General features: G+C 57.0%; 26 protein-coding genes. 11 read left to right on the forward strand and 15 right to left on the reverse strand.

The features are described from left to right. Positions 1 to 223: 223 nt before the first annotated feature. The 5 genes from ACR0LH_RS06610 to ACR0LH_RS06630 all read right to left on the reverse strand — a co-directional run bounded on the left by ACR0LH_RS06610 (position 224) and on the right by ACR0LH_RS06630 (position 3,440). Positions 224 to 529, reverse strand: coding sequence for a hypothetical protein (locus tag ACR0LH_RS06610; protein ID WP_480720189.1), 306 nt, complete (start codon positions 527 to 529; stop codon positions 224 to 226). Between the two features lie 59 nt (positions 530 to 588). Then, the gene (gene nusB, locus ACR0LH_RS06615) at positions 589 to 1,071 is read right to left on the reverse strand and encodes a transcription antitermination factor NusB (protein WP_170482835.1); all 483 of its coding nucleotides are present in this window, start codon (positions 1,069 to 1,071) and stop codon (positions 589 to 591) included. After that, positions 1,068 to 1,619 carry a 6,7-dimethyl-8-ribityllumazine synthase gene (locus ACR0LH_RS06620; RefSeq protein ID WP_170549139.1) on the reverse strand — a complete coding sequence of 184 codons (552 nt, stop codon included), beginning with the start codon at positions 1,617 to 1,619 and terminating at the stop codon, positions 1,068 to 1,070. Before ACR0LH_RS06620 ends, nusB begins: the two co-directional genes overlap by 4 nt. A gap of 2 nt (positions 1,620 to 1,621) precedes the next feature. Further along, positions 1,622 to 2,743, reverse strand: coding sequence for a 3,4-dihydroxy-2-butanone-4-phosphate synthase (ribB, locus tag ACR0LH_RS06625; protein ID WP_170482843.1), 1,122 nt, complete (start codon positions 2,741 to 2,743; stop codon positions 1,622 to 1,624). A gap of 109 nt (positions 2,744 to 2,852) precedes the next feature. Next, positions 2,853 to 3,440 carry a riboflavin synthase gene (locus tag ACR0LH_RS06630; RefSeq protein ID WP_170383602.1) on the reverse strand — a complete coding sequence of 196 codons (588 nt, stop codon included), beginning with the start codon at positions 3,438 to 3,440 and terminating at the stop codon, positions 2,853 to 2,855. Between the two features lie 138 nt (positions 3,441 to 3,578). Between ACR0LH_RS06630 and ACR0LH_RS06635 the strand changes: the two genes are divergently transcribed. From ACR0LH_RS06635 to ACR0LH_RS06645, 3 genes are read left to right on the forward strand one after another with little or no spacing between them, the layout of a single operon-like run. After that, entirely contained in the window at positions 3,579 to 4,925 is a 1,347-nt protein-coding gene (locus ACR0LH_RS06635) for a capsule biosynthesis protein (RefSeq protein ID WP_480720190.1), read from the forward strand. Positions 4,926 to 4,957: 32 nt separating this feature from the next. After that, positions 4,958 to 6,091, forward strand: coding sequence for a polysaccharide biosynthesis/export family protein (locus ACR0LH_RS06640; RefSeq protein WP_170793772.1), 1,134 nt, complete (start codon positions 4,958 to 4,960; stop codon positions 6,089 to 6,091). Beyond that, complete coding sequence (locus ACR0LH_RS06645; protein ID WP_480720191.1) at positions 6,091 to 8,088, forward strand: capsular polysaccharide biosynthesis protein; 1,998 nt, start codon at positions 6,091 to 6,093, stop codon at positions 8,086 to 8,088. The genes ACR0LH_RS06640 and ACR0LH_RS06645 overlap by 1 nt, the downstream gene beginning before the upstream one ends. Here ACR0LH_RS06645 and ribD read toward each other — a convergent pair. The 4 genes from ribD to ACR0LH_RS06665 all read right to left on the reverse strand — a co-directional run bounded on the left by ribD (position 8,085) and on the right by ACR0LH_RS06665 (position 10,606). Beyond that, a complete protein-coding gene (gene ribD / locus ACR0LH_RS06650; protein ID WP_480720192.1) occupies positions 8,085 to 9,185 on the reverse strand; it encodes a bifunctional diaminohydroxyphosphoribosylaminopyrimidine deaminase/5-amino-6-(5-phosphoribosylamino)uracil reductase RibD in 1,101 nt (366 codons plus the stop codon). The two genes, ACR0LH_RS06645 and ribD, sit on opposite strands and share 4 nt — an antisense overlap. Then, complete coding sequence (gene nrdR / locus ACR0LH_RS06655; protein WP_480720193.1) at positions 9,182 to 9,652, reverse strand: transcriptional regulator NrdR; 471 nt, start codon at positions 9,650 to 9,652, stop codon at positions 9,182 to 9,184. Before nrdR ends, ribD begins: the two co-directional genes overlap by 4 nt. 120 nt (positions 9,653 to 9,772) lie before the next feature. Further along, positions 9,773 to 10,186: a secondary thiamine-phosphate synthase enzyme YjbQ gene (locus ACR0LH_RS06660; RefSeq protein ID WP_480720690.1), complete on the reverse strand. Its 414-nt coding sequence runs from the start codon at positions 10,184 to 10,186 to the stop codon at positions 9,773 to 9,775. An 18-nt stretch (positions 10,187 to 10,204) separates the two neighbouring features. Further along, positions 10,205 to 10,606, reverse strand: a complete 402-nt coding sequence (locus tag ACR0LH_RS06665; RefSeq protein ID WP_170383590.1) for a hypothetical protein — start codon at positions 10,604 to 10,606, stop codon at positions 10,205 to 10,207. A gap of 455 nt (positions 10,607 to 11,061) precedes the next feature. Here ACR0LH_RS06665 and ACR0LH_RS06670 point away from each other — a divergent pair, with 455 nt between their 5' ends. Beyond that, a complete protein-coding gene (locus tag ACR0LH_RS06670; RefSeq protein ID WP_480720692.1) occupies positions 11,062 to 12,042 on the forward strand; it encodes a helix-turn-helix domain-containing protein in 981 nt (326 codons plus the stop codon). A gap of 179 nt (positions 12,043 to 12,221) precedes the next feature. Here ACR0LH_RS06670 and rpoD read toward each other — a convergent pair whose 3' ends face one another. From rpoD to ACR0LH_RS06690, 4 genes are all read right to left on the reverse strand, one after another. After that, complete coding sequence (gene rpoD / locus ACR0LH_RS06675) at positions 12,222 to 14,207, reverse strand: RNA polymerase sigma factor RpoD (protein ID WP_480720194.1); 1,986 nt, start codon at positions 14,205 to 14,207, stop codon at positions 12,222 to 12,224. 114 nt (positions 14,208 to 14,321) lie between these two features. Next, positions 14,322 to 16,268: a DNA primase gene (gene dnaG / locus ACR0LH_RS06680; protein WP_480720196.1), complete on the reverse strand. Its 1,947-nt coding sequence runs from the start codon at positions 16,266 to 16,268 to the stop codon at positions 14,322 to 14,324. A gap of 80 nt (positions 16,269 to 16,348) precedes the next feature. Further along, positions 16,349 to 16,645 (reverse strand): hypothetical protein, encoded by a 297-nt coding sequence (locus ACR0LH_RS06685; RefSeq protein ID WP_170482866.1) that lies wholly within the window; start codon positions 16,643 to 16,645, stop codon positions 16,349 to 16,351. Positions 16,646 to 16,789: 144 nt separating this feature from the next. Continuing rightward, the gene (locus ACR0LH_RS06690) at positions 16,790 to 18,220 is read right to left on the reverse strand and encodes a Glu/Leu/Phe/Val family dehydrogenase (protein WP_170410518.1); all 1,431 of its coding nucleotides are present in this window, start codon (positions 18,218 to 18,220) and stop codon (positions 16,790 to 16,792) included. A gap of 323 nt (positions 18,221 to 18,543) precedes the next feature. On the opposite strand from ACR0LH_RS06690, the gene ACR0LH_RS06695 reads away from it, so the two are divergent. The 3 genes from ACR0LH_RS06695 to ACR0LH_RS06705 are packed head-to-tail and all read left to right on the forward strand — an operon-like array spanning position 18,544 to position 21,321. Further along, the gene (locus ACR0LH_RS06695; protein WP_480720197.1) at positions 18,544 to 20,226 is read left to right on the forward strand and encodes a TadE/TadG family type IV pilus assembly protein; all 1,683 of its coding nucleotides are present in this window, start codon (positions 18,544 to 18,546) and stop codon (positions 20,224 to 20,226) included. Beyond that, complete coding sequence (locus ACR0LH_RS06700) at positions 20,223 to 20,753, forward strand: TadE family protein (RefSeq protein WP_170695817.1); 531 nt, start codon at positions 20,223 to 20,225, stop codon at positions 20,751 to 20,753. The genes ACR0LH_RS06695 and ACR0LH_RS06700 overlap by 4 nt, the downstream gene beginning before the upstream one ends. 7 nt (positions 20,754 to 20,760) lie before the next feature. Continuing rightward, a complete protein-coding gene (locus tag ACR0LH_RS06705) occupies positions 20,761 to 21,321 on the forward strand; it encodes a TadE/TadG family type IV pilus assembly protein (RefSeq protein ID WP_480720198.1) in 561 nt (186 codons plus the stop codon). A gap of 1 nt (position 21,322) precedes the next feature. On the opposite strand, the gene ACR0LH_RS06710 is transcribed toward ACR0LH_RS06705, so the two are convergent. Continuing rightward, positions 21,323 to 21,793 carry a hypothetical protein gene (locus ACR0LH_RS06710; RefSeq protein WP_480720199.1) on the reverse strand — a complete coding sequence of 157 codons (471 nt, stop codon included), beginning with the start codon at positions 21,791 to 21,793 and terminating at the stop codon, positions 21,323 to 21,325. Positions 21,794 to 21,951: 158 nt separating this feature from the next. On the opposite strand from ACR0LH_RS06710, the gene ACR0LH_RS06715 reads away from it, so the two are divergent. Continuing rightward, complete coding sequence (locus tag ACR0LH_RS06715) at positions 21,952 to 22,863, forward strand: pirin family protein (RefSeq protein ID WP_170482878.1); 912 nt, start codon at positions 21,952 to 21,954, stop codon at positions 22,861 to 22,863. On the opposite strand, the gene ACR0LH_RS06720 is transcribed toward ACR0LH_RS06715, so the two are convergent. Then, a complete protein-coding gene (locus tag ACR0LH_RS06720) occupies positions 22,864 to 23,451 on the reverse strand; it encodes a TetR/AcrR family transcriptional regulator (protein WP_170383568.1) in 588 nt (195 codons plus the stop codon). It lies immediately after the preceding gene. A 98-nt stretch (positions 23,452 to 23,549) separates the two neighbouring features. On the opposite strand from ACR0LH_RS06720, the gene ACR0LH_RS06725 reads away from it, so the two are divergent. The 3 genes from ACR0LH_RS06725 (at position 23,550) to glpX (ending at position 26,254) form a co-directional block, all read left to right on the forward strand. Then, on the forward strand, positions 23,550 to 23,798 hold the full coding sequence (locus ACR0LH_RS06725; protein WP_170482881.1) for a hypothetical protein: 249 nt from the start codon (positions 23,550 to 23,552) through the stop codon (positions 23,796 to 23,798). A 115-nt stretch (positions 23,799 to 23,913) separates the two neighbouring features. Beyond that, positions 23,914 to 25,200, forward strand: a complete 1,287-nt coding sequence (locus ACR0LH_RS06730) for a homoserine dehydrogenase (protein ID WP_170482884.1) — start codon at positions 23,914 to 23,916, stop codon at positions 25,198 to 25,200. Positions 25,201 to 25,270: 70 nt separating this feature from the next. Further along, positions 25,271 to 26,254 carry a class II fructose-bisphosphatase gene (gene glpX / locus ACR0LH_RS06735; RefSeq protein ID WP_480720201.1) on the forward strand — a complete coding sequence of 328 codons (984 nt, stop codon included), beginning with the start codon at positions 25,271 to 25,273 and terminating at the stop codon, positions 26,252 to 26,254. Positions 26,255 to 26,290 lie beyond the last annotated feature (36 nt).

The following is a 26,290-nucleotide window of genomic DNA, read 5'->3' on the forward strand; positions in this document are numbered from 1 at the left end:
ACCCGCGCACCCTTGCGCATCCGGTCGCCAAACCATAGTTAGACGCTTGGCGGGTTCTGCCCTTCTTGTGACAGGTAGCATTCTGGTGGCCTTAAGCAATTCCGAGGGGGCTGGCTCTGTTCAGGTCCTGGCCTGATTACCTGGCGCCCACCTGTACAAACAGGTCCTCGGGAATCACACCGCACGGTTGTCTGGCGGTCCCGCCACATTTTCCAAGATTTGATTATTTCCCCGTGGGGGCATCCTGACGCACAACAGCAGGCTCAAAGTTGTGCGCAACCGGAGCGCCACGGCGCGGCCCACCGGGTTTTTCAGCCATGCTCATGATCTTGTAAGCAAATTGCACACCGGCAAAGACGATGCCGTTCATGAACCAGATCATCAGCAACGCGATCAGGCCAACATCTGACCCAGTGATGAGACTACGCAGGTTGGCCACATTAAACGCCAGTAACACCCCGACAAACACCGCCGAGATCACGAACCCCCAAGCAACCTGAGTAATGTACAGACGGATCAGTTTGGGCATAACGGGCCTCCTTACGCTCTGACATTCAGGCTAGCGCATGTGAGGCCCGGGTAAAGGCGTCAGAATGCCTCGGGCTGGGCTTCGCGGGCCATGTGATCCAACACCGCGTTGACGAATTTCGGCTCTTTGCCTTCAGGGAAGAAGGCACGGGCCACGTCCACAAATTCAGTGATCACAACTTTGGGCGGCGTATCGCTTTGGGTCAGCTCCGCGCCTGCCGCGCGGAAGACCGCACGCAGGGTCGGGTCAATCCGTGCGATCGGCCATTTGGCCACCAGCGCACGGTCGGTCATCTGGTCGATCGGAGCCTGATAGTTCACAGCATCCTCGACCAGTTTGCGAAACACCGAGGTGTTACCTTCCAGCATTTCGTCACCCTCATAGACAGCGCCGAACCGATGATCCAGAAACTCGTTCACAACCTGTTCGGTTGTCTGGCCCGACTGCTCCATCTGGAACAGCGCCTGCACAGCATAGAGGCGTGCGGCGGATTTCATCAGGCGTTTCTGGTTGGCCGGTTTCGGCGCGTCTGTCTGGGTCATGCTGTCGTGGATCCGTTGCTATCGCCCGCCACTAGGATGGACTCGGACGGGGGCTTGAAGCCCACACCCTTATTGGAAGAGCCCCACTTACGGCTGAGCGCGATCAGATGCAAGGCCGCAGCAGCAGCTCCGCCGCCTTTATTCATCTTTTCAGGGTTGGCGCGAACCTCGGCCTGTTCGTCATTCTCGACGGTCAGGATGCCGTTGCCAATCAACAGACCTTGCAGGCCCATGAGTTGAATGGCGCGGCTGGAATCGTTGCAGACGGTTTCGTAATGCGTGGTCTCGCCGCGAATGACACAGCCCAACGCAACATAGCCGTCGTAGTTGCACTGACGGTCGGCCATGGCGATGGTCGTCGGGATTTCCAACGCACCCGGAACCTCGACCACGTCGCAAGTTCCGCCCGCGGCCTCAATCTCGGCCTTGGCACCCGCGACCATATTATCCGCAATGGCGCGATAGAACGGGGCCACCACCAGCAGCAGTTTCACTGGCTTGTCAAAGGTCGGGGTCGGCAGGACGCCGTGTTTGTCTTGTTCAGCCACGATCAGTCTTCCTTGAGGATAGAGCGGGTGCCGACGATGGACAGGCCAAAGGCGTCGAGCCCCAGATATACGGTTTCCGGCGAGTCGGTCAGAAGCACCAGTTCCTGAATACCCATCTTGGACAGGATCTGTGCGCCAAGACCGGTTTGTTTGATGGTGCGCGGGCCTTCGTCCTCGGCCGCATAAAGCGAATTACGCGGCTGCCGGAACAGGCAGACCACTCCCCGGCCCTCTTGGGCGATCTTTTCCATCGCGCGGGGCAGCTCGCGTGACGACTTGGGACCAAGACCCAGAATGTCGGGCGCTTCGTGCAGCGCGTGGGTGCGGGTCAGGACAGGTTCAGAGGTTGTGATGTCACCCTTGATCATAACAACATGCTCTATGCCATGGGTCTGGTCGGTGAAGATCCGCATCTCCCATTCACCGCCATATTCTGAATTGACGATTTCACGCGACGTCTCGACAACCAGATTGTCATTGCGGGACCGATACGCGATCAGATCGCTGATCGTGCCAATCTTCATATCGTGTTCTTTGGCGAACTCGACCAGATCAGGCAGGCGCGCCATAGTGCCGTCGGCCTTCATAATCTCGCAAATCACGCCCGACGGGTTCAGCCCGGCTAAACGCGAAATATCAACCGCCGCCTCGGTATGACCAGCGCGCACCAGCACCCCACCACGTTTGGCGCGCAGAGGGAAGATGTGGCCGGGGGTGGCGATCTGCGCCATCGTGTTCTGTTCGTTGATCGCGGTCGCCACGGTCAACGCGCGGTCGGCGGCAGAGATGCCGGTCGATACGCCCTCTCGCGCTTCGATGGACACGGTAAACGCGGTTTCATGGCGCGACGAGTTGTTCACGGCCATCATCGGCAAACCCAGCGCATCCACGCGTTCGGCTGTCATCGGCAGGCAGATCAGCCCGCGCCCATGTGTGGCCATAAAGTTGATCGCCTCGGCATCTGCGAATTCGGCGGGGATGACCAGATCGCCCTCGTTCTCGCGATCTTCGTGATCGACCAGAATGTACATCCGGCCTTTGCGTGCCTCGATGATGATCTCTTCGATCGGGCTGATCGCATCACGCAGTTGCGCCTCGACGGGTCCGGGGGTTTCAAAGCTCATAAGGCAGCCTTTCGCAGAGCAAGTTTGCACGGTTGGATAGACCACCCCGCGCCCAAAGGCCAGCCCGCAGGCAGCAAGGTTCGATCAGAACGCGACGTAGATGTGCGGCTTAGGACATCTCGGCCAAGCGCGCCACATAGCGGGCCAGCGTGTCGATCTCCAGATTGACCCGATCACCAACGGACACGTCGCCCCAAGTCGTCACTTCCTTGGTATGAGGAATGAAATTGATGCCAAAGTCGCACCCGTCCACGTCGTTGACGGTCAAAGAGGTTCCATTCAGGGCCACTGATCCCTTGGGGGCGATGAACCGTGCAAGATCCTTGGGCGCGCGAAGGGTCACGCGGGTGCTGTCGCCTTCATCCTCCAAGCCCACAACCTCCGCCACGCCGTCGACATGCCCCGAGACGATATGGCCGCCCAGCTCATCGCCGACTTTGAGGGCGCGTTCCAAGTTTACCCGCTTGCCCAACTGCCAACTATCAAGGTTGGTCTTTGATACGGTCTCGGCGCTGATCTGCACGTCGTACCAGTCATCGCCCAGCGCGATCACGGTCAGGCAAACACCATCGCTGGCGATCGAGGCGCCGATATCAATGCCCGACGTATCATAGGCCGTTTTGATCCGTGCCCGCAGATCGCCCTGCTGGTCCAGCTCGGTGACAGTGCCGACATCCGTAACGATCCCAGTGAACATTGATTAACCCTCAGCTTCTAATCTTTGACCAGATTTCTAAGCCGAGGTAAGCGTATCCGCCTTGTTGGGCAAGCCCCGCCTTGCCGCGAATGATACAAACAGGCATAAATTCCGCACCGAAAAACACGAGCAGCATCAATGCCACTTCACACCTCGCGCTCGCACCCCCGTGTGTTCCTGTTTCTTCAGGGACCTCACGGACCGTTCTTCAACGCCTTGGGGCGCACGTTGCGGGCGTCAGGCGCTGAAGTCTGGCGCGTCGGTTTCAATGCAGGCGACGCCGCGTTCTGGTCTCACCGGGGCAGCTATATCCCCTATCTCTACCCGCTTGAGGATTGGCCCAAACGGTTTGCCGACCTTGTCCACGATCTTAGAGTGACCGACATCGTTTTGTATGGGGACACGCGCCCGGTTCACGCCCGCGCCGTCGAGATTTCCAGCGAACTAAACATCACTGTCCACGTTTTCGAGGAAGGGTATCTGCGCCCGTGGTGGGTGACCTACGAGCGTTCGGGCTCGAACGGCAACTCGCGTCTGATGAAACTGGAAGTCGCGCAGATGGAGCAGGCCTTGGATCGGTCTGAAATACCCAAGCCACCGCCGCCATCACATTGGGGCGACATGCGGCAGCATATCTTCTACGGCGCACTTTATCACTGGTTCGTTCTGTTTCTCAATCGGCGCTATCGAAACTTCAAACGTCATCGAGAGTTGCCAGTGGCAAAGGAATTCAGGTTATATTTCAAACGCCTGATGCTTATGCCGTTTCACAGGTTGCAGCGCCGGTGGGCTACCATGCAGGCCCGGAAAAGCGGATTGCCGTATCATCTGGTGCTCTTGCAGTTGGGTCATGATAGTTCGGTACAGTTTCACTCGAACTACTCATGCATGTCCGAATTTCTGGAGCAGGCGATCAAGGGTTTTGCCGAGGGTGCCCCTTCGCATCATCGGCTTGTCATAAAAGAACATCCGCTGGAAAACCACCGTGAGCCCTTGAAACGAAAATCCCGCCAGATTGCCAAGGAATACGGGGTCGCGGACCGGGTGCATTTTGTCCCCGGCGGAAAACTGGCCAAGCTGTTGGATGACGCCAACTCAGCGGTCACGATAAATTCCACCGCTGGTCAGCAGGTCTTGTGGCGCGGCATCCCTTTGCGCACTTTTGGAAGATCGGTCTACGACAAACCGGAATTTGTTTCCCGGCAACCCATCGCCGAATTCTTTGCCAATCCGACGCCGCCTGCTCATGAAGCCTATCAGGTGTATCGGGATTTTCTGTTGAAGACCTGCCAAATTCCGGGCGGGTTTTACTCCAGACATGGCCGCAGGCAACTGCTGCGCCGCGTAGCTGACATGATGCTAAGCCATCAAGACCCGTTTTGCTCGGTTCTGCACACGAAAGAGACTCAGACGCCACAGTTGAGAATAGTGGAGGGAATCGAACAGGTTGATACTGGAAGTCGTCGCGGGAAAGAGATAGCCTAGCGCAAACAAAAGAAGACTGAGGATATTCGGCAGTGCAGAGCTTTCCAATCCAATGGATACGGGGGGTTTCCCTCGTGGCCGCGCTTGGCCTTCTGGCCGCGTGTCAACTTCCAAAGTCTGGCCCCAACAAGAACGAAATTCTGGCTGGCTCCGTCGAAAATGGCGGAAATGCATTTGTCGTCGAAGTCGACGACCGCGTTGCACAGGCGACCTCTGCAATTCCGCAGTTTGGCTTCCCCCCCTCCCTTCAAAGCGCGCAAAGTTTGGCCGCAGACACGGTTCGTCCAGGCGATGTGCTGGGACTTACCGTTTGGGAAAACGTCGATGATGGCCTGTTGGCCGGGGAAACGGGGTCCGCGACTGCACTGAATGAAGTTCAAGTCGACAGCGATGGGTTCATCTTTGTCCCCTACGCTGGTCGCGTTCGTGCCGCAGGGAACACGCCGGAACAACTGCGCATGCTGATCACGGAGCAGCTTCGCGACCAGACGCCCGATCCACAGGTTGAGGTGCGGCGCATTGCTGGCGATGGATCAACCGTTTCGCTGACTGGCACCATCGGTGCACCCGGAATTTATCCGATTGAACGGCCTACCCGCACGCTGGCTGGAATGCTGTCTCAGGCGGGCGGTGTTTCCGTTGGCTCTGACATTGCGCTGGTAACACTCATTCGTGGCAACGAACGTGGAACGGTGTGGTACGAAGACCTGTTCAGCAATCCCCGTCTGGACGTTGCCCTACGTGGCGGTGACCGAATTCTGGTTGAGGCCGACGCGAGATCCTACATTGCTCTGGGCGCGACCGGAGGGCAATCGCGTGTCGCCTTCGACAGTCAGGATCTGTCCGCACTCGAGGCGCTTGCTCAGGTTGGCGGCTTGCTGTCCCTGTCGTCTGATCCAACCGGGATTTTCGTCCTGAGAAAAGAGCGGCAGGACATCGCACGCTCGGTCATGGCACGCGCGGACCTGCAAGGCGATCAGCGCATGATCTACCTGTTGAACCTGACGGCCCCGAATGGCTTGTTCATAGCCCGGGACTTTGTGATCCGCGATGATGACACAATCTATGTGACCGAGGCTCCGTACGCACAATGGAGCAAGTCTATCTCTCTGATCGCGGGCGGACTGACACCTTTCGCTAACGTTGCCACGCTTACGGGCGGGTGATGTATTCCGACACAGCTGCCGGGTCCGAACGCCGCCGATTGTTCGTCTACAATGGTGGTTTTCTGACCCAGCGACGTGTCCGACGCATTTTGGGACTCGCCGGGTATGATATTCGCGTGGGCCTACCTAAAGACGGCGATATGGTCGGGGTTTGGGGCAACAGCCCGACGGCACATCGTGGGTTGAGTATCGCGGAAAAGTACGATGCTCCGATGCTACGAGTTGAGGATGCCTTCCTGCGCTCACTGCACCCCGGACGCGGCGGAGAGGCACCTCTTGGCCTTCTGCTCGATCGAAACGGGGTACATTTCGACGCAACGAATACATCGGCTCTCGAAACACTTCTGAACACGCACCCTCTGGACGACACGGCCCTGTTGAATCGGGCCCGTGGCGGGATAGAGCGATTGAAAGAGCTGCACCTCAGCAAGTATTCAGCATTTGACACGACCCTTCAGCCTCCAAACCCCGGATATGTTCTGGTTGTGGATCAGGCCTCTGACGACGCATCCGTTTTGGCCAGCAACGGCGACCACGCCCGGTTTCGTGAGATGCTGGTCATGGCGCAAGAAGAAAACCCCGGCGCGCGCGTTTTGATCAAGACCCACCCTGAAACCATCGAAGGGCATCGCGCAGGATACTATTCGGATTACGATCAATCCGACCGCGTCTCGATACTGAGTGAGCCAATCAGCCCCTGGACCTTGCTGGAGGGAGCGGTCGGCGTTTACACCCTATCGTCCCAATTCGGTTTCGAGGCGATCCTTGCGGGGCACAAACCGCGCGTTTTCGGACAGCCTTTCTATGCTGGCTGGGGATTGACGCAAGACGAGGCTTACCTTCCCCACCGACAGCGCACCCTGACCCGGGCGCAGTTGTTTGCGGCGGCGATGATCCTCTATCCAACATGGTACGACCCCTTTCGGGATCAGTTATGCGAATTGGAAACCGTTCTCGACACCCTTGAGGCGCAAACTCGCGCGTGGCGGCAGGATCACAAGGGTTGGACGGCTTCTGGCATGCGCTTGTGGAAACGCAGGCACTTGCAGAAAATGTTTGGACGCGAAAAGAAAATTCTGTTCACGTCGGATATCCCTGCGCCGTCTGATCGACCGCATATGGTCTGGGCCAATCACTCCAGAGACGCCGGGGACGTGGTGCGGGTCGAAGATGGTTTTCTTCGCTCGCGAGGGCTGGGTGCGCGTCTCGTGCCACCTCTGTCATTGGCGACCGACACGCTGGGTATTTACTACGACCCCACCCGCCCAAGCCAGCTTGAGGAAATGATTGCACGCCGCGAAACATTGCGACCGGATCAAGAGCTTCGCGTCGAAAGGCTGATTTCGCGCATCGTTTCGACCCAAGTCAGCAAATACAATACCGGGGGATCTGGCCCATCGATCCCGGAAGGACACCGGATTTTGGTTCCCGGACAGGTTGAGGACGACGCCTCGATCCAGTTGGGAACAAGCAATATACGCTCCAACCGTGATCTACTGCGCGCTGTTCGCGAGGCGAACCCAGACGCGGTCATCGTCTACAAGCCACACCCGGATGTCGAAGCGCGACTGCGCACGGGCGAAATAGATACCGACGGCCTAGCAGACATCGTGGCGGTCGACACGAACCCTGCCGTGCTGCTTTCACAGGTGCAAGAGGTCTGGACGATGACCTCGCTGCTGGGGTTCGAGGCGCTGTTGCGCGGCGTCAGCGTAACAACCCTTGGCGGACCTTTCTACGCTGGCTGGGGGCTGACACGTGACCTCGGAACCGTCCCTGCACGGCGTGGCGCGCGCCCTTCTCTATCGGGTCTGACGCACGCCGCTCTTATTGACTATCCGCGCTATATGGACCCCATCACAGGGCAAGCATGCCCCGTCGAAGTTGCCGTGCAACGACTGGCAGAGGGCTACGGATCAGCCGGCAGCCACCCCCTTCGCCTCTTGTCAAAATTACAGGGCGTGTTTGCCACACATGCGCATCTTTGGCGACGTTAACGCAGTGACCGCGCCCAGCGGTGCAGCACATCCGGCCCGATTGCGCGTGTCTCGATCAGCTCGAACCGTGGTGCGGTTTCCAACGTTTCAAGCCCAAGCGAACCGATAGCGGATAGACCTTCCGCGCCTATGGTCAGACCAGCAGTGTACCCCACCAGTTCGTCCACCAAGTCCTCTGCCAGCAACGACGACGCCAATGCCGCACCGCCTTCACAGTACACTCGTGTCAGACCCGCCTGCCCCAACTGCTGCAACAGGTCAAAGGCGTCAATCTGGTGATCTTTCAAAGAACAGGGAATCAAAGTCGCGCCCACCCCCTCCCATGCCCGGGCACGCTCGGCATCCGGCGAAGGACCGTGGCAAAGCCACAGCGGGATTTTCGCAGCAGTTCTCGCAAGTTGACCGATCAACGGGATGTCAAGATGACGCGAGACAACAACCCGGACGGGCTGCGCCTCAATACCAAGGTCCCGGACGGTCAAAGATGGATCGTCCGCGCGCGCAGTCCCGGCACCAACCATCACCGCATCGTGTCGCGCGCGCATGGCGTGAACGTCGCGCCTTGCCTTGGGGCCAGTTATCCATTGGCTGTGACCGGTGGCAGTTGCGATCCGTCCGTCAAAACTGCTGGCCAGTTTAAGCGTGACAAAGGGGCGGCCCTGCTCGGTCTTCAAAAAGAAGCCTGCGTGATCACGGGCAGCTTTATCCGCAAGAACGCCGGTTGTGACCTCAATCCCTGCGTCGCGCAGCAATGCAAAACCCTGTCCTGCCACGCGCGGATCACTGTCTTCGATCGCGGAAACGACGCGTGACACCCCGGCGGCAATCAACGCTTCTGCACAGGGAGGAGTCTTGCCGTGATGCGCACATGGTTCAAGCGACACATAGGCCGTTGCCCCGCGCGCAGCTTCTCCGGCTTGGGCCAGAGCCTCTGTCTCACCATGGGGGCGGCCTCCGGGCTGAGTCCAGCCGCGACCGACAATCCGACCTTCACGCACAATGACACACCCGACTGCCGGGTTGGGCCAACACGTCCCCTGCCCGCGCTGACCCAAAGACAAAGCCAGCGCCATATATCGCTTATCTGTTTCGCTCACTCGTCCGAAGAAGGTTGCGGCGGTCGCAATTCGAGGACAAATTCCTCGAAATCATCGGCCGCCTGGAAATTCTTGTACACGCTTGCAAAGCGAACATAAGCCACGGTGTCGATCCGCGCCAGAGCTTCCATGACGATCTCGCCGATCTTGCTAGAGGGGATGTCGGTCTCACCCATGCTTTCCAGCCGACGCACAATGCCTGAAATCATCTGGTCGATCCGGTCCGGGTCAATGGGGCGCTTTTGCATCGAGATGCGAATGGACCGCTCAAGTTTATCCCGGTCGAAGTCTTCACGCTTTCCGTTGGTTTTGATCACCACCAGATCGCGCAACTGCACACGTTCGTAGGTTGTGAAACGTCCACCACAAGCCGGGCAAAAACGACGCCTGCGGATCGCAACGTGATCTTCTGCCGGACGTGAATCTTTCACCTGAGTGTCGATATTTCCGCAAAACGGGCAGCGCATCCGCCGTCTCCTCGTCCCTATTCCGCCTCTTTTTGTAAGTACTATGGCTTACTTATCCACAACTATAGGGCAGCCGCTAGGGTTTGGGTAGTCGGAAATTTTCACCGCAACATAAAGGGTTCAAGAGAAATGCGCCGCCACTCTGCGGTTGTGTGACATCACGCGGTGTTCAAACAGGTAAATTCCCTGCCAAGTCCCAAGCAAGGGTTTCCCGGCCGACACCGGAATGCTTAGGGAAACAGGCAGCAAGGCTGCCTTGATATGCGCCGGCATATCGTCTGGTCCTTCATAAGTGTGACGCAGGTAAGCCATTGACGGGTGATCAGACGGTGGCACCAACCTTTCAAAGAATGCCTTTAAATCCGTCTGAACCTCTGGGTCCGCATTTTCCTGAATGGCAAGGGAACAGGATGTGTGTTTTACAAACAGTGTCAGCAACCCGTCGCCTGCAACCGAAGCCAGCCAGTTGCGCACGTAGGAAGTGAATTCGTACAACCCTGGACCACGCGTCGAAATAGAAAACTCGGTCAGCATCTGGTGGTTCACTTCACGTCAATTCAGGAAGGGGCGAACGTTGCAACGCCCATTTGCACCCTGCACGGACATGCTGTCACCGGGGTTGAAACCCGATGAAATAAAGCTGCCCTGCTGGGCAACACCACCCTCGGGCGGCAGTGTCGAGAATTGAACCGACGTCCGCCGTCCTGTTGCCTCACTCGGGCCATAGCCACGTACAACGTAAATTCGATCCTGCCAGCCTGCACCCAGCGTCCTGCGCGCAAAATCAGCAGCCGCACACCAATATCCATCCACATCCCGGCGCGACCGAGGGATCACCTCGAAAACTGTGCTGTTCAGGGCAACTGTCTGAAACCCATTCCGGGCAGCAACCGCCGAAATCGGCGAACTCAGCAAGATCGCGGCGGACACCGCCAAAGTCACAACCTTTTTCATATCAATACTCTTTCCTGTTTCGAGGTGAATTTTGAAATAGTATACTTCTTTGACGGGCAAAGCCGGTTCACAATCAATTCAGACGCCCCCCAGTATCGCGTGAACACGCTCTGGAACAGAGTAAACAGAACCCAAGGCTCACAGAACCGGGCACACGGCGATGCAAAGCGATACATGATCAAGGTTTGAATGTGCCGGGGAGCCTCAGGTCGTCTGCGCGACAGTTTAGCTGGGCTCTGACCTCATCCCCAAAAGGTACCAACCCGACAACGCGCTGAAAATAGATTGTTCCTGAATGCAGGTCTTGCCGAATTCTGCCAACCTTTTACGATTACAAGTCAGACGACTTGGAACTAAGCCATGATATCTGGGCGTTTGCTCGGGTGATAATTTACTCTGATTGCGTAAAAATAGTTATGGAAGTTGATATTACTCGCATCCACCTCTTGACCAGAATGCTTGAAGAACAAGCAAACGATCCGGCCATTGTGGATCAGGTTTTGGAAAAAAGCGGCCTCGATCGCAAAGACATCTCGCCGTCGGCCTCAACCTACAGCGCACACAAAGAGGCGCTGTTTGTGCGTTTCGCCTGCGATGCACTGGCGGATACCACTTTCGCGGCCCGGGCCGGGATGCAGTACAAGTCCTCATCCAGCCTGACAGCGTATATCAGCAAGTACTCGCGCGACCTGAAGCAGGTATTGGAAAACACATCGCGTTTTCACGGGATCATAGACCCGGCAGTGATATTCAGCCTTCGAGTCGCCGGAAACTTTGCGGCGATCGAAGCGGAATGGAAAGATGCCAGCTATGCCCGCTATCACAGGCGCACCGAGTTCTTGCTTTTCGCAGGCCTCGCACGGCTACGCGATCTGACCCAAACGGACTTCTTCCCTATTGAAATGCGGTTCCAGCATGAGGTTGGTCAAAATCAAAGCAAATACCAAAGGTTGGCCGGTTTCCCGGTTCTTTTCGGTGCCGAAAGACTGGAAATCGTTCTCGCGCTGTCCTCACTGGGCCTTCCGGTCCCAACCTACGATCCAAAGCTGCGTGAGCACCTGTTGGAGTACGGAGACCGCGTGATCGCCGAAAAGCGGCAGCCGAAACAAAAGCTACGCGCTCAGGTCGAAGGGCTTATAACGCGCTCTTTGCCGGGCGCGATCATTCAATCCGAAGACGCGGCAGCCAACTTGGGGCTTAGTTCGCGCACTTTCGCGCGGCGGCTAAAGGACGAAGGAACCAGTTACCGCGAAATCGTTGAAGACCTGAGATGTGATCTGGCCCAGACGTTTATCACAAACGGCATGACCCTGGCAGAGATCGCCTTTTCACTGGGCTACGCAGACCAACCGGCATTTTCCACAGCGTTCAAACGGTGGACCGGTCAAGCCCCCAGCGCGTTCCGAAGCAGATTGGACGTGTCTGCCAAAGCCTGAGACCGGGGGTCATTGGCGCGAACGCCTCGCCCCGGCCCGTCCCATGAGTGGACAAGCGCGATATAGATCCGCCGCCGCCCTGTGACTTGCGAGTTCTCGCCAAATTGAGTTTTGAACAAGACATCGTGTTGGCGATGGATGCCCAAAGAAAAAGGCGCCATGCTCGGCGCCTTTTTTGATCACTGATCCAGGAAGGACCGCAGCTTGCGCGATCGGCTGGGATGTTTCAGTTTCCGCAGCGCTTTCGCCTCGATCTGACGAATACGTTCGCGAGTCACGCTAAACTGCTGGCCCACTTCTTCCAGCGTGTGATCGGTGTTCATGCCGATGCCGAACCGCATCCGCAGCACCCGTTCCTCACGCGGGGTCAGCGAGGCCAGAACCCGTGTGGTCGTTTCCTTTAGGTTTTCCTGAATGGCGCTGTCCAAAGGCAGCACGGCATTCTTGTCCTCGATGAAATCGCCAAGCTGGCTGTCCTCTTCGTCGCCAATCGGCGTCTCGAGGCTGATCGGTTCCTTGGCGATCTTCATCACCTTGCGGACCTTCTCAAGCGGCATTTGCAGCTTTTCGGCCAGTTCCTCGGGCGTCGGCTCGCGGCCGATCTCGTGCAACATCTGACGGCCGGTCCGAACCAACTTGTTGATCGTCTCGATCATATGGACCGGAATACGGATGGTCCGCGCCTGATCCGCGATGCTCCGCGTGATCGCCTGACGGATCCACCAGGTCGCATAGGTCGAGAACTTGTACCCGCGGCGGTATTCAAACTTGTCCACCGCCTTCATGAGTCCGATGTTACCTTCCTGAATAAGATCAAGGAATTGCAGACCGCGGTTCGTGTACTTTTTAGCGATTGAGATCACCAGGCGCAGGTTGGCTTCGACCATTTCCTTCTTGGCCTGCCGCGCCTCTTTCTCGCCCTTCTGAACCTGCTGCACGATGCGGCGGAATTCGGGGATGTCCAGACCGACATACTGACCGACCTGAGCCATATCGTTGCGCAACTCCTCGACCTTGGCAGTCGAGCGTTCGATGAACATCTGCCAACCACGGCCCGGCTTTTCAGCCATTTCGGCCAGCCAGTTCGGGTCCAGCTCGCGGCCGCGATACGCTTCGATGAACTCGCGGCGGTTGATCCGTGCCTGATCAGCCAGTTTCACCATCGCGCTGTCCAGCGACATGACGCGGCGGTTGATGCCATATAGCTGGTCGATCAGAGCTTCGATACGGTTGTTATGCAGGTGAAGGCCGTTCACCAGCTCCACGATCTCGGCGCGGAGCTTCTGATAGGTTTCTTCGTCCTTTTCGCTGAACGAGCCGTCTTCGTTCAGGGTGGCCGAAATCCGGCTGTCCTGCATTTCCGACAGCATCGAGAAGTCGGTCGAGATACGCTCCAGCGTGGTCAGAACCTGATCCTTCAGCGCGGCTTCCATCGCGGCCAGCGACATGTTGGCCTGATCGTCGTCGTCATCATCGTCGTTGTTCAGCGGGTTGCCGTCAGCATCCAGCTCGGGGCCGGTATCTTTGGCAGGCTTCGCCGCCTGCACGTTCGAGGTATCGACAACCGGTTCCTCGACATCACCATCTTCGTCCATCTGGTTGCCGAAGGTGGCCTCCAGATCAATGACGTCGCGCAGCAGAATGTCTTCGGACAGCAATTCGTCATGCCAGATGGTGATCGCCTGGAAGGTCAGCGGGCTTTCGCAAAGACCGGCGATCATCGTGTTCCGACCGGCTTCGATCCGCTTGGCGATGGCGATCTCACCTTCGCGGCTCAGCAGTTCGACCGAGCCCATCTCGCGCAGGTACATGCGAACCGGGTCGTCGGTGCGGTCCAGCTTTTCGGTTGCCGCCCCCGAAAGAGCAACTTCGCGGTTGCTTTCCGTCGTGGTCAGCTCGGTCGAGCCTTTGTTTTCTTCTTCTTCAGCTTCTTCATCTTCGATGATGTTGATGCCCATCTCGGACAGCATCGACATCACGTCCTCGATCTGTTCCGAGCTGACCTGATCAGGCGGTAGCACCTGATTGAGCTGGTCGTAGGTGATGTAGCCTTTCTCGCGGGCCTCGGCGATCATCTTCTTGACCTGAGCTTGGCTCATGTCCAGCGAGATCTCCTGTTCCTGCTCGTCGGATTTGCGGTCTTCGTTCGTATCCTTGGCGGCCATTCAATGCTCCTGCAGGGATGGGTGATTCGTTTCAGCCGAATCATTAGCGCGTAGAAGTGATTCGGCCACCCGTTTACCTGTTTTTCTTTTCCAGTGCCTTACGAAAACACCACTTTACCGGCGTTTTCGCTCGAAATTGATTCCGGACATGATTGCTTTGAAGGCGTCTTTCTCATCTCGATTGATTCGCGCGCCATTGTCGGCCACGTCGAAAATCGCCCTGTCTTCATTCTGACTGCGGCTTGTGCGATTGCGTTCTTCGGCGGCCTGAGCCAGCCGATATGTCAGCGCCTCATCCGGCAGTTCAGACAATTCCTCCTCGGCTTCGGCAATCTCTGCGTCCAACCCCCTGAGAGCTTTGATTTTTGCGAGTTCCTCGGCCAGCGTCATCTCGGCCTTTTCAACGTCGCCCGGTTTGAACACACAGGGGATCACTGCGACATGGCGAAGGCGCAGCAGGTTTTCAAGGGCGTCCGGCCCCAAAGTTTCGGCAATGTGGTCTTTCAGGTTATCGGGATCATCAATCGCATGGCGCAGGATCGCGTCGCGCAAGGCGGCATGATCGAGGTCACGACACTCCATCTCTTCCAATTGATGTTCAAACTGCACAACGACCTGAGGGTTCAGCGCGGCGATCGCCAAGATCGCACCTTCGCGCAGTTGGATTTCCGCGTTCTCTGACGATGCAAGGAATGAGGCGCGCGCGCCCGGGGTTGCAGCCGGTTTTGGCTGCCACTTACCGCGCGACTGCCATTGGCGGTTCTGCGATTGGCGTTGCGGGCGGAATAGCTGCCAGCGTAGGTCTTTGATTGCTTGTTGATAGTGCGATTGTATGGACTTGTCTTTTATGACTTTGATCTTGTCCCAAAGTACCTTGTCCAACGCAGCCTTACGTTCCGGGCTATCGAACACTTTGCCCTCGGTCTCGCGCTGCCACAGCAGTTTGACCATTGGGATCGCGCCCTCCAACACCGCCTGCACAGCCCCCGGCCCTTCGGCACGCAACAGGTCGTCGGGGTCTTTACCCTCGGGCATCAGGGCAAAGCGCAGGGATTTTCCGGCCTCCAGCAACGGCAAGGCCAAATCAACCGCCCGCATCGCGGCACGCAGACCCGCTGTGTCACCATCCAACGCGATGATCGGTTCATCGGAAATACGCCAGAGCAGTTGCAACTGATGCTCTGTAATCGCCGTCCCCAAGGGCGCGACGGATGCGCCGAACCCGGCCTCGGCCAGTGCGATCACATCCATATACCCTTCGGCCACGATCAGAGGCTGCCCCTTCCCTGCCGCTTGCCGCGCGGGGCCGTGGTTGTAGAGGTTGCGGCCCTTGTCGAATAGCTCAGTCTCGGGCGAGTTCAGATATTTGGCGTTGTCATTGGGGTCCATCGCCCGACCGCCAAAGGCAATACAGCGCCCACGTGGGTCGCGGATCGGGAACATGATCCGGTTACGGAACGTGTCGTAAGGCTTTTTACCTTTATTCGACGGTTTCGCCAGACCCGCCCCAAGGATCAAGTCCTCAGCGACGTTCTTACCCGTCAGGTGATCCCACAGCGCCTGCCATCCATCTGGGGCAAAGCCGATCTCCCACCGATCCAGCGCCTGAGCATCCAATCCCCTGCCGGTCAGGTAATCTCGCGCTGCACCCCCTGCCCCGGTCTTGAGTTGCAGCCGGAAGAACTGCACCGCCTGTTCCATCACTTCAGCCAGTTGCGCGCGGCGATCCTGTTTTTCCTGCGCCTTGGGGTCGCGCTGCGGCATCGGCATCCCGGCTTCGCGCGCCAGAATCTCGACTGCTTCGATGAATGAGACATTCTCGGTCTCTTTCACAAAGCTGATCGCATCGCCCTTGGCGTGACAGCCGAAGCAGTAATAGAACCCTTTCTGGTCATCCACATGGAACGAGGCAGTCTTTTCGTGGTGAAACGGGCACGGCGCCCACATGTCACCCTTGCCCTGATTTGACTTGCGCTGATCCCACATGACCTTGCGGCCAACGACCTGAGACAGGCTGAGGCGCGTGCGCAGTTCATCGAGAAATCCGGGGGGCAAAGACATGGATCAAACCTGACAGAAATGAAAACGCGCGCCAAGGGGATGACACGCGTTTGTCCACAGCGAATTGTTGAACTTGTGGATTATTGCTGCAAACACAGCTCCAGCCATGCGGCAGCAAGATCCTTCTTACGAATATCGCGCATCTTCTGCTCATAGACCCACGGTGTGATAAGCGGGATTGCAGCGTTGTAGTTATCCGGCCATGTCGGGCTTGAGGCAGCAACGGCATCCGGCACGTCCCGCTCTTTCACCCTATCAAGTCGCGCTTGCTGAATGGCTGCGACAACGTCGGCTTGGTATTGGCAATCTTGTTTCTTGGCTTCCTGAGCCGCCAAGGGTGTGGCCGCTAGCAAGGCCACTATTGCTATTCGCAACACGGTAGTCTCCCGGATTCGATTCCTTCTGGCCAGCTTACCCGCCCCCGGGCACCCCTGCCATCGTCCATTTGCACCCGTCCGGGATACACCCTGAAATTACAAGGGCGGCCGAATATGCAGCCGACCGCCCCAATTGCGCATGCGTCAGAGACCCTTGGCCCGGTAACTTTTAGAAACGCGATCAATGGCCACGATATAAGCGGCCGTTCGCAAATCCTCGACATCGTCGCGGCTGTGCCAGACTTCGCGCATGGACTGGTAGGCGATGCGCATCGTGTCATCCAGACCCGAACGTACCAGCTCCAGCTCGTCCGCGCCTTTCAGATACTTGGTCTTGAAGCCAGGCGTCATGGACCACGCATCCCCCAGATAGCGATCCAATCGTTCAAGCTCGCTGACGATAAGCTCATGCCGCGCTTCTTCTTGTCGGCGTTGCATTCGACCGAAACGGATATGACTGAGGTTCTTGACCCACTCAAAATAGGAAACGGTCACACCTCCGGCATTGGCATACATGTCCGGAATAATAACGACACCCTTCTTGCGCAGGATTTCGTCTGCTCCGGCTGTAACAGGCCCATTCGCCGCCTCGATGATCAAAGGAGCATGTATCCGATCAGCGTTGGACAGATTGATGACTCCTTCCAGCGCAGCAGGGATCAGGATGTCGCACTCTGCTTCCAGAACCGCCGCACCGTCTGCCGAATGGGTTGCGTCCGGGTAATCGCTTACGCCGCCGTGTTTGACGATCCACTGCCGAACGGATTCGACGTCTATGCCGTCGGGGTTATAGAGTGCTCCGTCCCACTCGATGATCCCGACAATGCGGCTGCCGTCCTCCTCGCTCAGGAACTTGGCGGCGTGGTAGCCCACATTCCCCAGCCCTTGCACGACAATGCGCTTGCCATCCAACTTTCCGGACAGGTTCGCCTTTTGAACGTCCTCAGGATGACGGAAAAATTCGCGCAGAGCGTACTGGATACCACGGCCCGTCGCTTCGACCCGCCCGGCGATTCCCCCGGCATTGAGCGGTTTGCCAGTCACGCAGGCGCGTGAGTTGATATCCGTGGTGTTCATGCGGGCGTATTGATCCGCCATCCAAGCCATCTCACGCTCACCCGTGCCCATGTCTGGTGCCGGAACGTTCTGCGAGGGGTTGATCAGGTCGCGTTTCGCCAGCTCATAGGCAAACCGGCGGGTGATCTGCTCAAGCTCATGTTCTTCATATTGGCGAGGATCAATACACAACCCACCCTTGGACCCGCCAAAAGGCGTTTCAACCAGCGCGCACTTATACGTCATCAAGGCGGCCAGCGCCTCGACTTCGTCCTGATTCACGGCCAAGGCATAGCGAATGCCACCCTTCACCGGCTCCATATGCTCGGAATGGACCGACCGGTAACCTGTGAACGTGTGGATATCGCCACGAAGCCGCACCCCGAAACGGACGGTATATGTGGCGTTGCAGACCCGGATCTTTTCTTCAAGCCCCGGAGGTAAGTCCATCAGGGACGCTGCCCTGTTGAACATCAGGTCTACACTCTCGCGAAAACTGGGTTCTTTTGTGGCCGTCATTTAAACCTCCGTGCCAAAGAACGACTGGCGTCCTGACGTTTTGTCGCACCCCTTTCGTAAACGATCAATATTTAAGCAAAAATAAAACATCAAAATCTCCGCAATTTTTCGTGCCCCGACCGAGTCGCCGTTTTCAAACACTGTTCGGAATTGTTCCCAGTCTGAACACAGAGGCCGCCAGAAAACTCCGATTATCCCTTCTCCGCCCGGAAAAGGGCCCAATCCAAGGCTTTTTCGCCCAAATCCCGCCACGTTTCGGCGCTAATTTTCTCGCGTTAACATTTCCTTAGCAGAAGTGAGCTTCTGTTCAGCGAGGTCAGAAAATGATTAAGCGCGCTATTCTCAGCGGAATTGGAAGATTTGGACTAAACACTTCAACGACCCGCACGTTCGCTAAACGCGAAGACGGGACGTTCACTATTTTTGTACTATTGGGTTTCATTATTATTTTCGCCACCACCGGAATTGGTGTCGATGTCATGAACTATGAGCGTGACCGCGCCAATTTGCAGTCAACGCTGGACCGTGCAGTGCTTGCCGCCGCTGACCTTGACCAGAAACTTCCCGCCAAGGACGTCGTTGCTTCGTATTTGGAAAAAGCGGGGCTGGAAGGGAAGCTCGTTGGTGAACCCATCGTAATCGAAGGGCTGGGGTCCAAGACGGTTTCCGCCGTCGCCGAAACAAAGGTCAGAACACACTTCATGAGCTTTTCGGGCGTCGACTCTTTGACGGCCCGCGCTGCCAGCACAGCGGAAGAAGCAGTCGGTGCCGTGGAAATCTCATTGGTGCTCGATATGTCCGGGTCGATGAACGAAGATTCGGCCGAGGCCGGGAAAACCAAGATCCAGGTGCTCCGGGATGCCGCCAAGCAATTTGTGACGCTGATGCTGCAGAAGCAGGACGCAGACAGGGTCTCGATGTCGATCATCCCCTACGCGACCCAAGTGAACGCCGGAGAGGAAATTCTGGGCAAATTCACTAACGTAACCTCCGAACACAGCTACTCTCACTGCCTGAACTTTTCGTCGACACAGTTCAACAATGCGGCGCTGGACCCGGATGCATCCTTCCAGCGCACAGCACATTTCGACCCCTTCCGGTACACCAACGGGGCCGAGCAGTTCCCCAAGTACCCGGTCTGCCCGGTTCGTACCGGAAGTGAGATTACGGCCGTAACCGACGATGTTGATGTCCTGCATGACAGAATTGACGCGCTGACTGCGAAAGGAAACACGTCGATTGATGTCGGTATGAAATGGGGATCCGCCATGCTGGATCCTCAGTTTCGCAGTGTTATCGAAAGTCTTTCCGAGGATGGCAGCGTCCCTGCAAAGTTCAACACCCGTCCACTGAGCTATGACGATGACGTTCTGAAGATCGTCATTGTCATGACAGACGGAAAGAACACCACCCAGTACATGTTGAACTCCAGCTATCGTAGCGGAAAGTCGAACGTCTGGTACAATCCCGAATACGACAGAGGTAACGGCAAGAAAGGCGAATACAGTGTTCGCTATAGACGAAACCCTGATCGCTGGGTCTGGATGCAGCACACCGAGCGTAAGGGCAGCTATGTGACCGCTGATCACCCGTTCGGAAATCCCCCGAACGAGAACACCTCAAATCAGGAAATCGGTACATCTGAACGCCTATCCTATCCAGAGTTGTTCAACCTTGCGTCCACCTGGTGGAATGCAAAGAACAACTATTACTGGCAGAATGACCACGAAAACAACTGGCACTACGGAATTCGGTCGTCGGTGGGTTCGTCCACAAAGAATACGCGCACCAAAAACATCTGCGGCGCGGCCAAGAACAAGGGCGTGATCGTGTACGGAATTGCCTTTGAAGCACCAACTGAGGGTCTGACAACCATCAAAAACTGCGCGAGTTCGGACAGTCACGTCTACGAAGTGGACGAGTTTGACGATCCCGAGGGCATCTCATTGGAAGAGGCATTTGCATCCATCGCTTCTTCGATCAAGAAACTGAGGTTGACGCAATGATACTCAAACCGCTGGCAAGATTGCTGAAGTTCCGAAAAGCTGAAACCGGTACAGTAACGGTCGAATTTGTCCTGATTTTTCCGGCCTTTCTGTTCTTCATTCTCAGCGCCGTTGAGTATTCGCTTGTCACGTTGCAGCAGGCGATGCTTGAACGCGCGGTCGATCAGTCCGTTCGGGATATTCGTCTGGGGACAGGAACCAGCATGACCCATGATCAGATCAAGGACTCAATCTGCGAAAAAACCATCATGGTCCGCGAGTGTGACCAGAACCTGCGCCTTGAGATGATTATCCAAAACGCATTCGTAGGAGTTGACCTGCCGCCAGAAGCTGACTGCACGGACAACTCGGAAGAAGTGAAGCCAGTGCGCCAGTTCAAGCAGGGCCAATCGAACGAGCTTATGATCCTACGCGCCTGCGCGAGGATCGATCCTGTGTTTCCGACCTCCTCCATGGGGCGCGCGCTGGCTGACGAAACCGGACAGATCGCGTTGACCGCCACAACCGCATTCGTACAGGAGCCTTGATAGACCGATGTCTCTTACCGCGATGTTGAGAAAATTTTTCACCCGAACCGCACGCGATGAAAGCGGGCTGCTCACGGTCGAAGCTGTTCTGATTTTCCCTATGATGCTGTGGACCGTCACGGGGGCTTTCACATTTTTTGACGGATTTCGCCAAAGCGCGTCCAACTTGAAGGCAGCCTATACGATCGGTGACCTTATTTCGCGTGAAACACAAACGATAACCGACACTTATATCGACTCGCTTCACGAACTGACATTGCGCATGGTCAACAACGGTTCAGAAATGAAGCTGCGTGTGACGCTTATCGTTTTTGATGAAGAAGATGACCGGCACTACGTAAGGTGGTCAACGCAACGCGGCTTCGACGAAGTTTGGGATGACGGCAACATCGAAAATATGCGGACAAGCCTGCCGCCGATGCCGGATCAGGACACGCTGATCATTGTTGAGACATCTAACAAGTATGATCCCGTCTTCGGATCAGGTTGGGTCTCCGACGACTATACTTTCCAGAACTTTGTGTTTACGCGGCCTCGCTTTACCAACGAGATCGCCGCCGACGTCTGATTCAGGCTCTTTCTGCGATCATCGCAGACAGCATTTCCGACATGAACTTGGTTTCCGCTGCGGCGGTCATTCCACCTATGCCGACACGTTGCCCAAGGCGCCACCATAGCCCCGGTGCCCAGGCGTTTTCTTCTTTGGTGCGGGTGCGAACAAGAAACCCGTTGGACGGTTTGAAAGCGAACACACCCCGATCAACGGCTTCGATGTCCTGAACCCGTGCTATCACCCTGCCCGTTCCGGTTCGTAGCTCTGTTTGCGTCAATTCGATCCAGTCATCCGTCGCATGCCACATACGATAGGCAAGCCAAAAAGCGGCAGCTCCGACGACAAACAGGAATACTTGCCACACGGGTTCCGGCGGCGTTGCCATAGCCACGTACAACACCATTGCACCAACCACAGCCAACATGCCGACGCCTAGCCATCGTCTGGGTGTCGACGCCTTTACCTTGGCCAGAACTTCTTGCTGCATGTCCATCCCCTGCTTGGTTTTGACCGGGTGTAGCGGCTTTCCACGGCAAACAACAGAGGGGGCGTCACTGCGAATTTTTGCACACTGTACGTGCCCGACCGCAAATTGACGCTGATTGCGCACAGATTACATGATCAGCGAAGTATCAGGAGGCTGCAATGTCACTAAGACCAACCTTGGAAACCCGAAAATCCGTACCAACGATGGAGGGCGCAGGCGTCAAACTGCATCGCGCGTTCGGGTTTCAGGATCCGTCCGAACTTGACCCGTTTCTTCTGTTTGACGATTTTCGGAACGAGCGCCCGCAGGACTATCAGGCTGGATTCCCATGGCACCCTCATCGGGGCATAGAAACGATCACGTATGTCTTGTCTGGAACGGTTGAGCACTCGGACTCACTGGGAAATTCCGGAACGCTGGGCGCAGGTGACGTGCAGTGGATGACCGCTGGCTCGGGAATCCTTCACCAAGAGATGCCAAAAGGGAACGCGGTGGGTCAGATGCACGGGTTTCAACTGTGGGGCAACTTGCCGTCTGACCAGAAAATGACGGCTCCGCGGTATCAGGATGTTCAAAGCCAAGACATCCCCGAGATCACGGATGACGATGGAACAACAGTTCGTGTGATTGTCGGCGAGTTCTGGGGAAAGACCGGTCCGGTAGACGGTATCGCCGCCGATCCGCAGTATCTTGATATTCAGATTCCAGCCGGTGTGAAAAAGACATTTCGCATCGACACCTACCGCAGGGCATTTGCCTATGTTTTTCAGGGGCAAGCCGCATTTGCGGACGCATCTCAACCCACCGGTGTTCTGCTAGAGAAGGAAGTCGCGGGGCAAGAGGTCAATATCCGCGATATGTCAGGCGACCGGACACTGGTTCGCTTCGGAACCGGAGATGAAATCACCGTTCAGGCCGGCCCTGAAGGTGTGCGATTTCTGCTGATTTCCGGCGCACCGATAGACGAACCGGTTGCGTGGCATGGGCCGATTGTCATGAACACCCAGGCCGAGCTTGAGCAGGCATTCAGAGAGTTGCGTAACGGCACCTTCATTCAGCCCGCTCATTGATCACGCGGTCACTGACCGTCGGACCATGTCCCAATAGACTCGCTCGACCTCATCCAAGGAAAGGCGTCCGCCAGCGCGATACCACGTCATCACGCCGTTCAGCATGGCAATAACCGCCAATGTTGCAATTTTCGTGTCCGTGATCGCGAACAAACCTGCCGCCTGCCCCTGCTGGAGGATAGTTTCGAGCGAGTCTTCGTAGTCGCGCCGCAAGGCCTCGATCTCCGTGAAATTGTCGGGGGTCAGGTTGCGCAATTCCATATAGGCGATGAAAACTTCGTCGGGCCGTTCAAGGTGAAAGCGTATGTGGAAACCGACAAACCGGCGCAGGGCTTCCTCTGCGTTTTCAGGTTTGTCCAAGTTGGCGTAGGTCGAAAGCAGATCTTTCATGTGGTCGTACATCAACCGGTATAAAAGACTCTGCTTATCCGGGGTGTAGTTGTACAACGCCCCTGCCTGCACGCCGACATCCGCCGCAATCTGACGCATGGAAACCGCTGCATAGCCATGTCGCGCGAACAGTTTGAGTGCTGCTTTGCGAATACGAGGGCCGGTAATATCGGAATGTGAACCTTGTGTGCGTGCCATATCTCAACAGTATATGAACGTTTGTTCAGATAGAACCCTCCTTGAACGAACACTTCAAAAGGTGCATCACGGGATCACGGATTACCTATGGGGCTAGCATGAAACCGTTGCCACTACTGATCTTGATGCTCTGCTGTGCAGCTTGTGCTGATTTTTCAGAACTGGACGACAGCGAACCGGCCAGCTTGAAATCGGCACGCTACCCCAAACTGATACCTTTGCAGGAAAACCTTGGGCCACCAATAGACCCGGTCAACGAAGCGTCCGAGGTTGAAGAAGACCTGACAGCGCGACGCGATGAGCTGCAGAAAAAGGCGGATCGGCTGCAAAGCGAACAAATCAACTGACCAAGTGTTTGTCGTGGCGCACCACGCATTGCACCCTTTCGCCGAACCCGCTAAGGCAGCGTTGAACGGGCGAAACCCGTCATTCAAGAATTTCGAGCGGAAAGGAACCCACGGGATGACACAGGCGCTGCGGCTGGGAATTGCGGGCTTGGGAACAGTCGGCGTGGGCGTCGTCAAGATCGTGCGCCGTCATGCGGACCTGTTGCAGGCGCGGACAGGACGCGCAGTGGAAATCGTGGCTGTGTCCGCACGAGACGCAAGCAAGGACCGTGGCGTCAACCTGTCGGACTACGGCTGGGAAACCGACCCGGTCGCTTTGGCCAAGCGCGATGATATCGACGTGTTTGTCGAATTGATGGGCGGCGAAAACGGCCCTGCCAAAGCCTCGGTCGAGGCTGCGCTGGCAAGCGGCAAAGATGTGGTCACCGCGAACAAGGCGCTGCTGGCAATCCATGGTCAGGAACTGGCGGAAAAGGCCGAGGCCGCTGGCCGTGTCATTCGTTTTGAAGCCGCCGTCGCCGGTGGTATTCCGGTCATCAAATCCCTGACCGAAGGGCTTGCTGGCAACGAGATCACCCGCGTGATGGGGGTGATGAACGGCACGTGCAACTATATCCTGACGCGAATGCAGTCGCAGGAACTCGGCTATAACGCTCTGTTCGAGGAATGCGCGCAGTTGGGATATCTTGAGGCCGATCCAAATCTGGATGTCGGCGGCATCGACGCCGCGCACAAACTGGCCCTGCTGTCTTCGATCGCCTTTGGCACCAAGCCGAACTTCGACGGGATCGAGATCGAAGGCATCCAGCAAATCAGCCTCGACGACATCCATCAGGCAGATGACATGGGATACCGGATCAAGCTGTTGGGCGTCGCACAGCGAACGGCGCGCGGGCTGGAACAGCGGATGCAGCCCTGTCTGGTGCCCAGCGGCTCACCTTTGGGACAGCTCGAAGGCGGGACGAACATGGTCGTGATCGAAGGCGACGCAGTGGAACAGGTTGTCCTGCGCGGCCCCGGCGCTGGCGAAGGACCAACGGCCAGTGCAGTGATGGGAGATATCTGCGATCTGGCGCGCGGACTGCAAATTCCGACGTTTGGACGCCCTGCCACATCGCTTCAGAATGCGGCCCCGGCGATTACGGGCCTGCCTGCGCCTTATTACCTGCGTCTTGCGTTGCTCGACAAACCCGGTGCGCTGGCCAAAGTTGCCGCTATTCTGGGTGATGCCGGTGTGTCCATCGACCGGATGCGTCAATACGGACATTCAGAAAGCACCGCGCCTGTTTTGATCGTCACGCACAAAACGACCCGAGCCACGCTCGACGTTGCGCTGGAAGGATTCCGCGAGACTGACGTTGTTGCCGGAGAGCCCGTTGCGCTGCGGATTGAAGAAGTTTGACCCTTGCGACCTGCACAAGACGCAGGATATGCCCTAGAAAACGCCCATACTGAGCTAAGGATACTGAAAAATGAGTGCTGCCAAGATTGATTTCAACGACCGCCTGCTGTCACTGGGCCTTGCACGGGTGGCAGAACAGGCTGCACTCGCGTCGGCATCTCTGGTGGGGCGTGGAGATGAAAAGGCCGCAGATCAGGCCGCTGTGAACGCCATGCGCGAACAATTGAACCTGCTGGACATCGCAGGTGTCGTTGTCATCGGTGAGGGCGAACGCGACGAAGCGCCGATGCTGTTTATCGGCGAAGAGGTTGGCACCGGCAACGGCCCCGGCGTTGATATCGCGCTGGACCCTCTGGAAGGCACCACGCTCACCGCCAAGGACATGCCCAACGCGCTGACCGTTATCGCTATGGGTCCGCGTGGTTCAATGCTGCACGCGCCTGACGTCTACATGGACAAGCTGGCCGTTGGCCCGGGCTTCCCCGAGGGTGTCGTCAACCTGGACATGAGCCCGCGTGAACGGGTTGAAGCTCTGGCCAAGGCAAAGGGGTGTGAGCCTGCCGACATTACCGTCTGCATTCTTGAGCGCCCCCGTCATGAGGCAATGATCGCCGAGGTGCGCGAAACCGGCGCGTCGATCCGTCTGATCACCGACGGTGACGTTGCTGGCGTGATGCACTGCGCCGAAAGCGAAGTAACCGGCATCGACATGTATATGGGTCAAGGCGGCGCGCCCGAAGGTGTGCTGGCTGCTGCCGCTCTGAAATGCATGGGCGGTCAGATTTTTGGCCGCCTGCTGTTCCGCAACGATGACGAACGTGGACGTGCGGCCAAGGCGGGCATCACCGATCTGGACCGCGTATATGCACGGGATGAAATGGTAACGGCAGACGTTATCTTTGCCGCAACCGGCGTGACCGGCGGCTCTCTGCTGCCGCGTATCAAACGCGAGCCGGGCTGGGTTGAGACCACCACCTTGCTGATGCGGTCGAAAACCGGATCGGTCCGGCGCATGTCCTATCGCACGCCGATGTGGTCGCACGACAACGCCTAATCGGGTGTGCAAGTCGATCCATAAAGACACAAAGGC

Source organism: Ruegeria sp. CL6, from assembly GCF_056536465.1.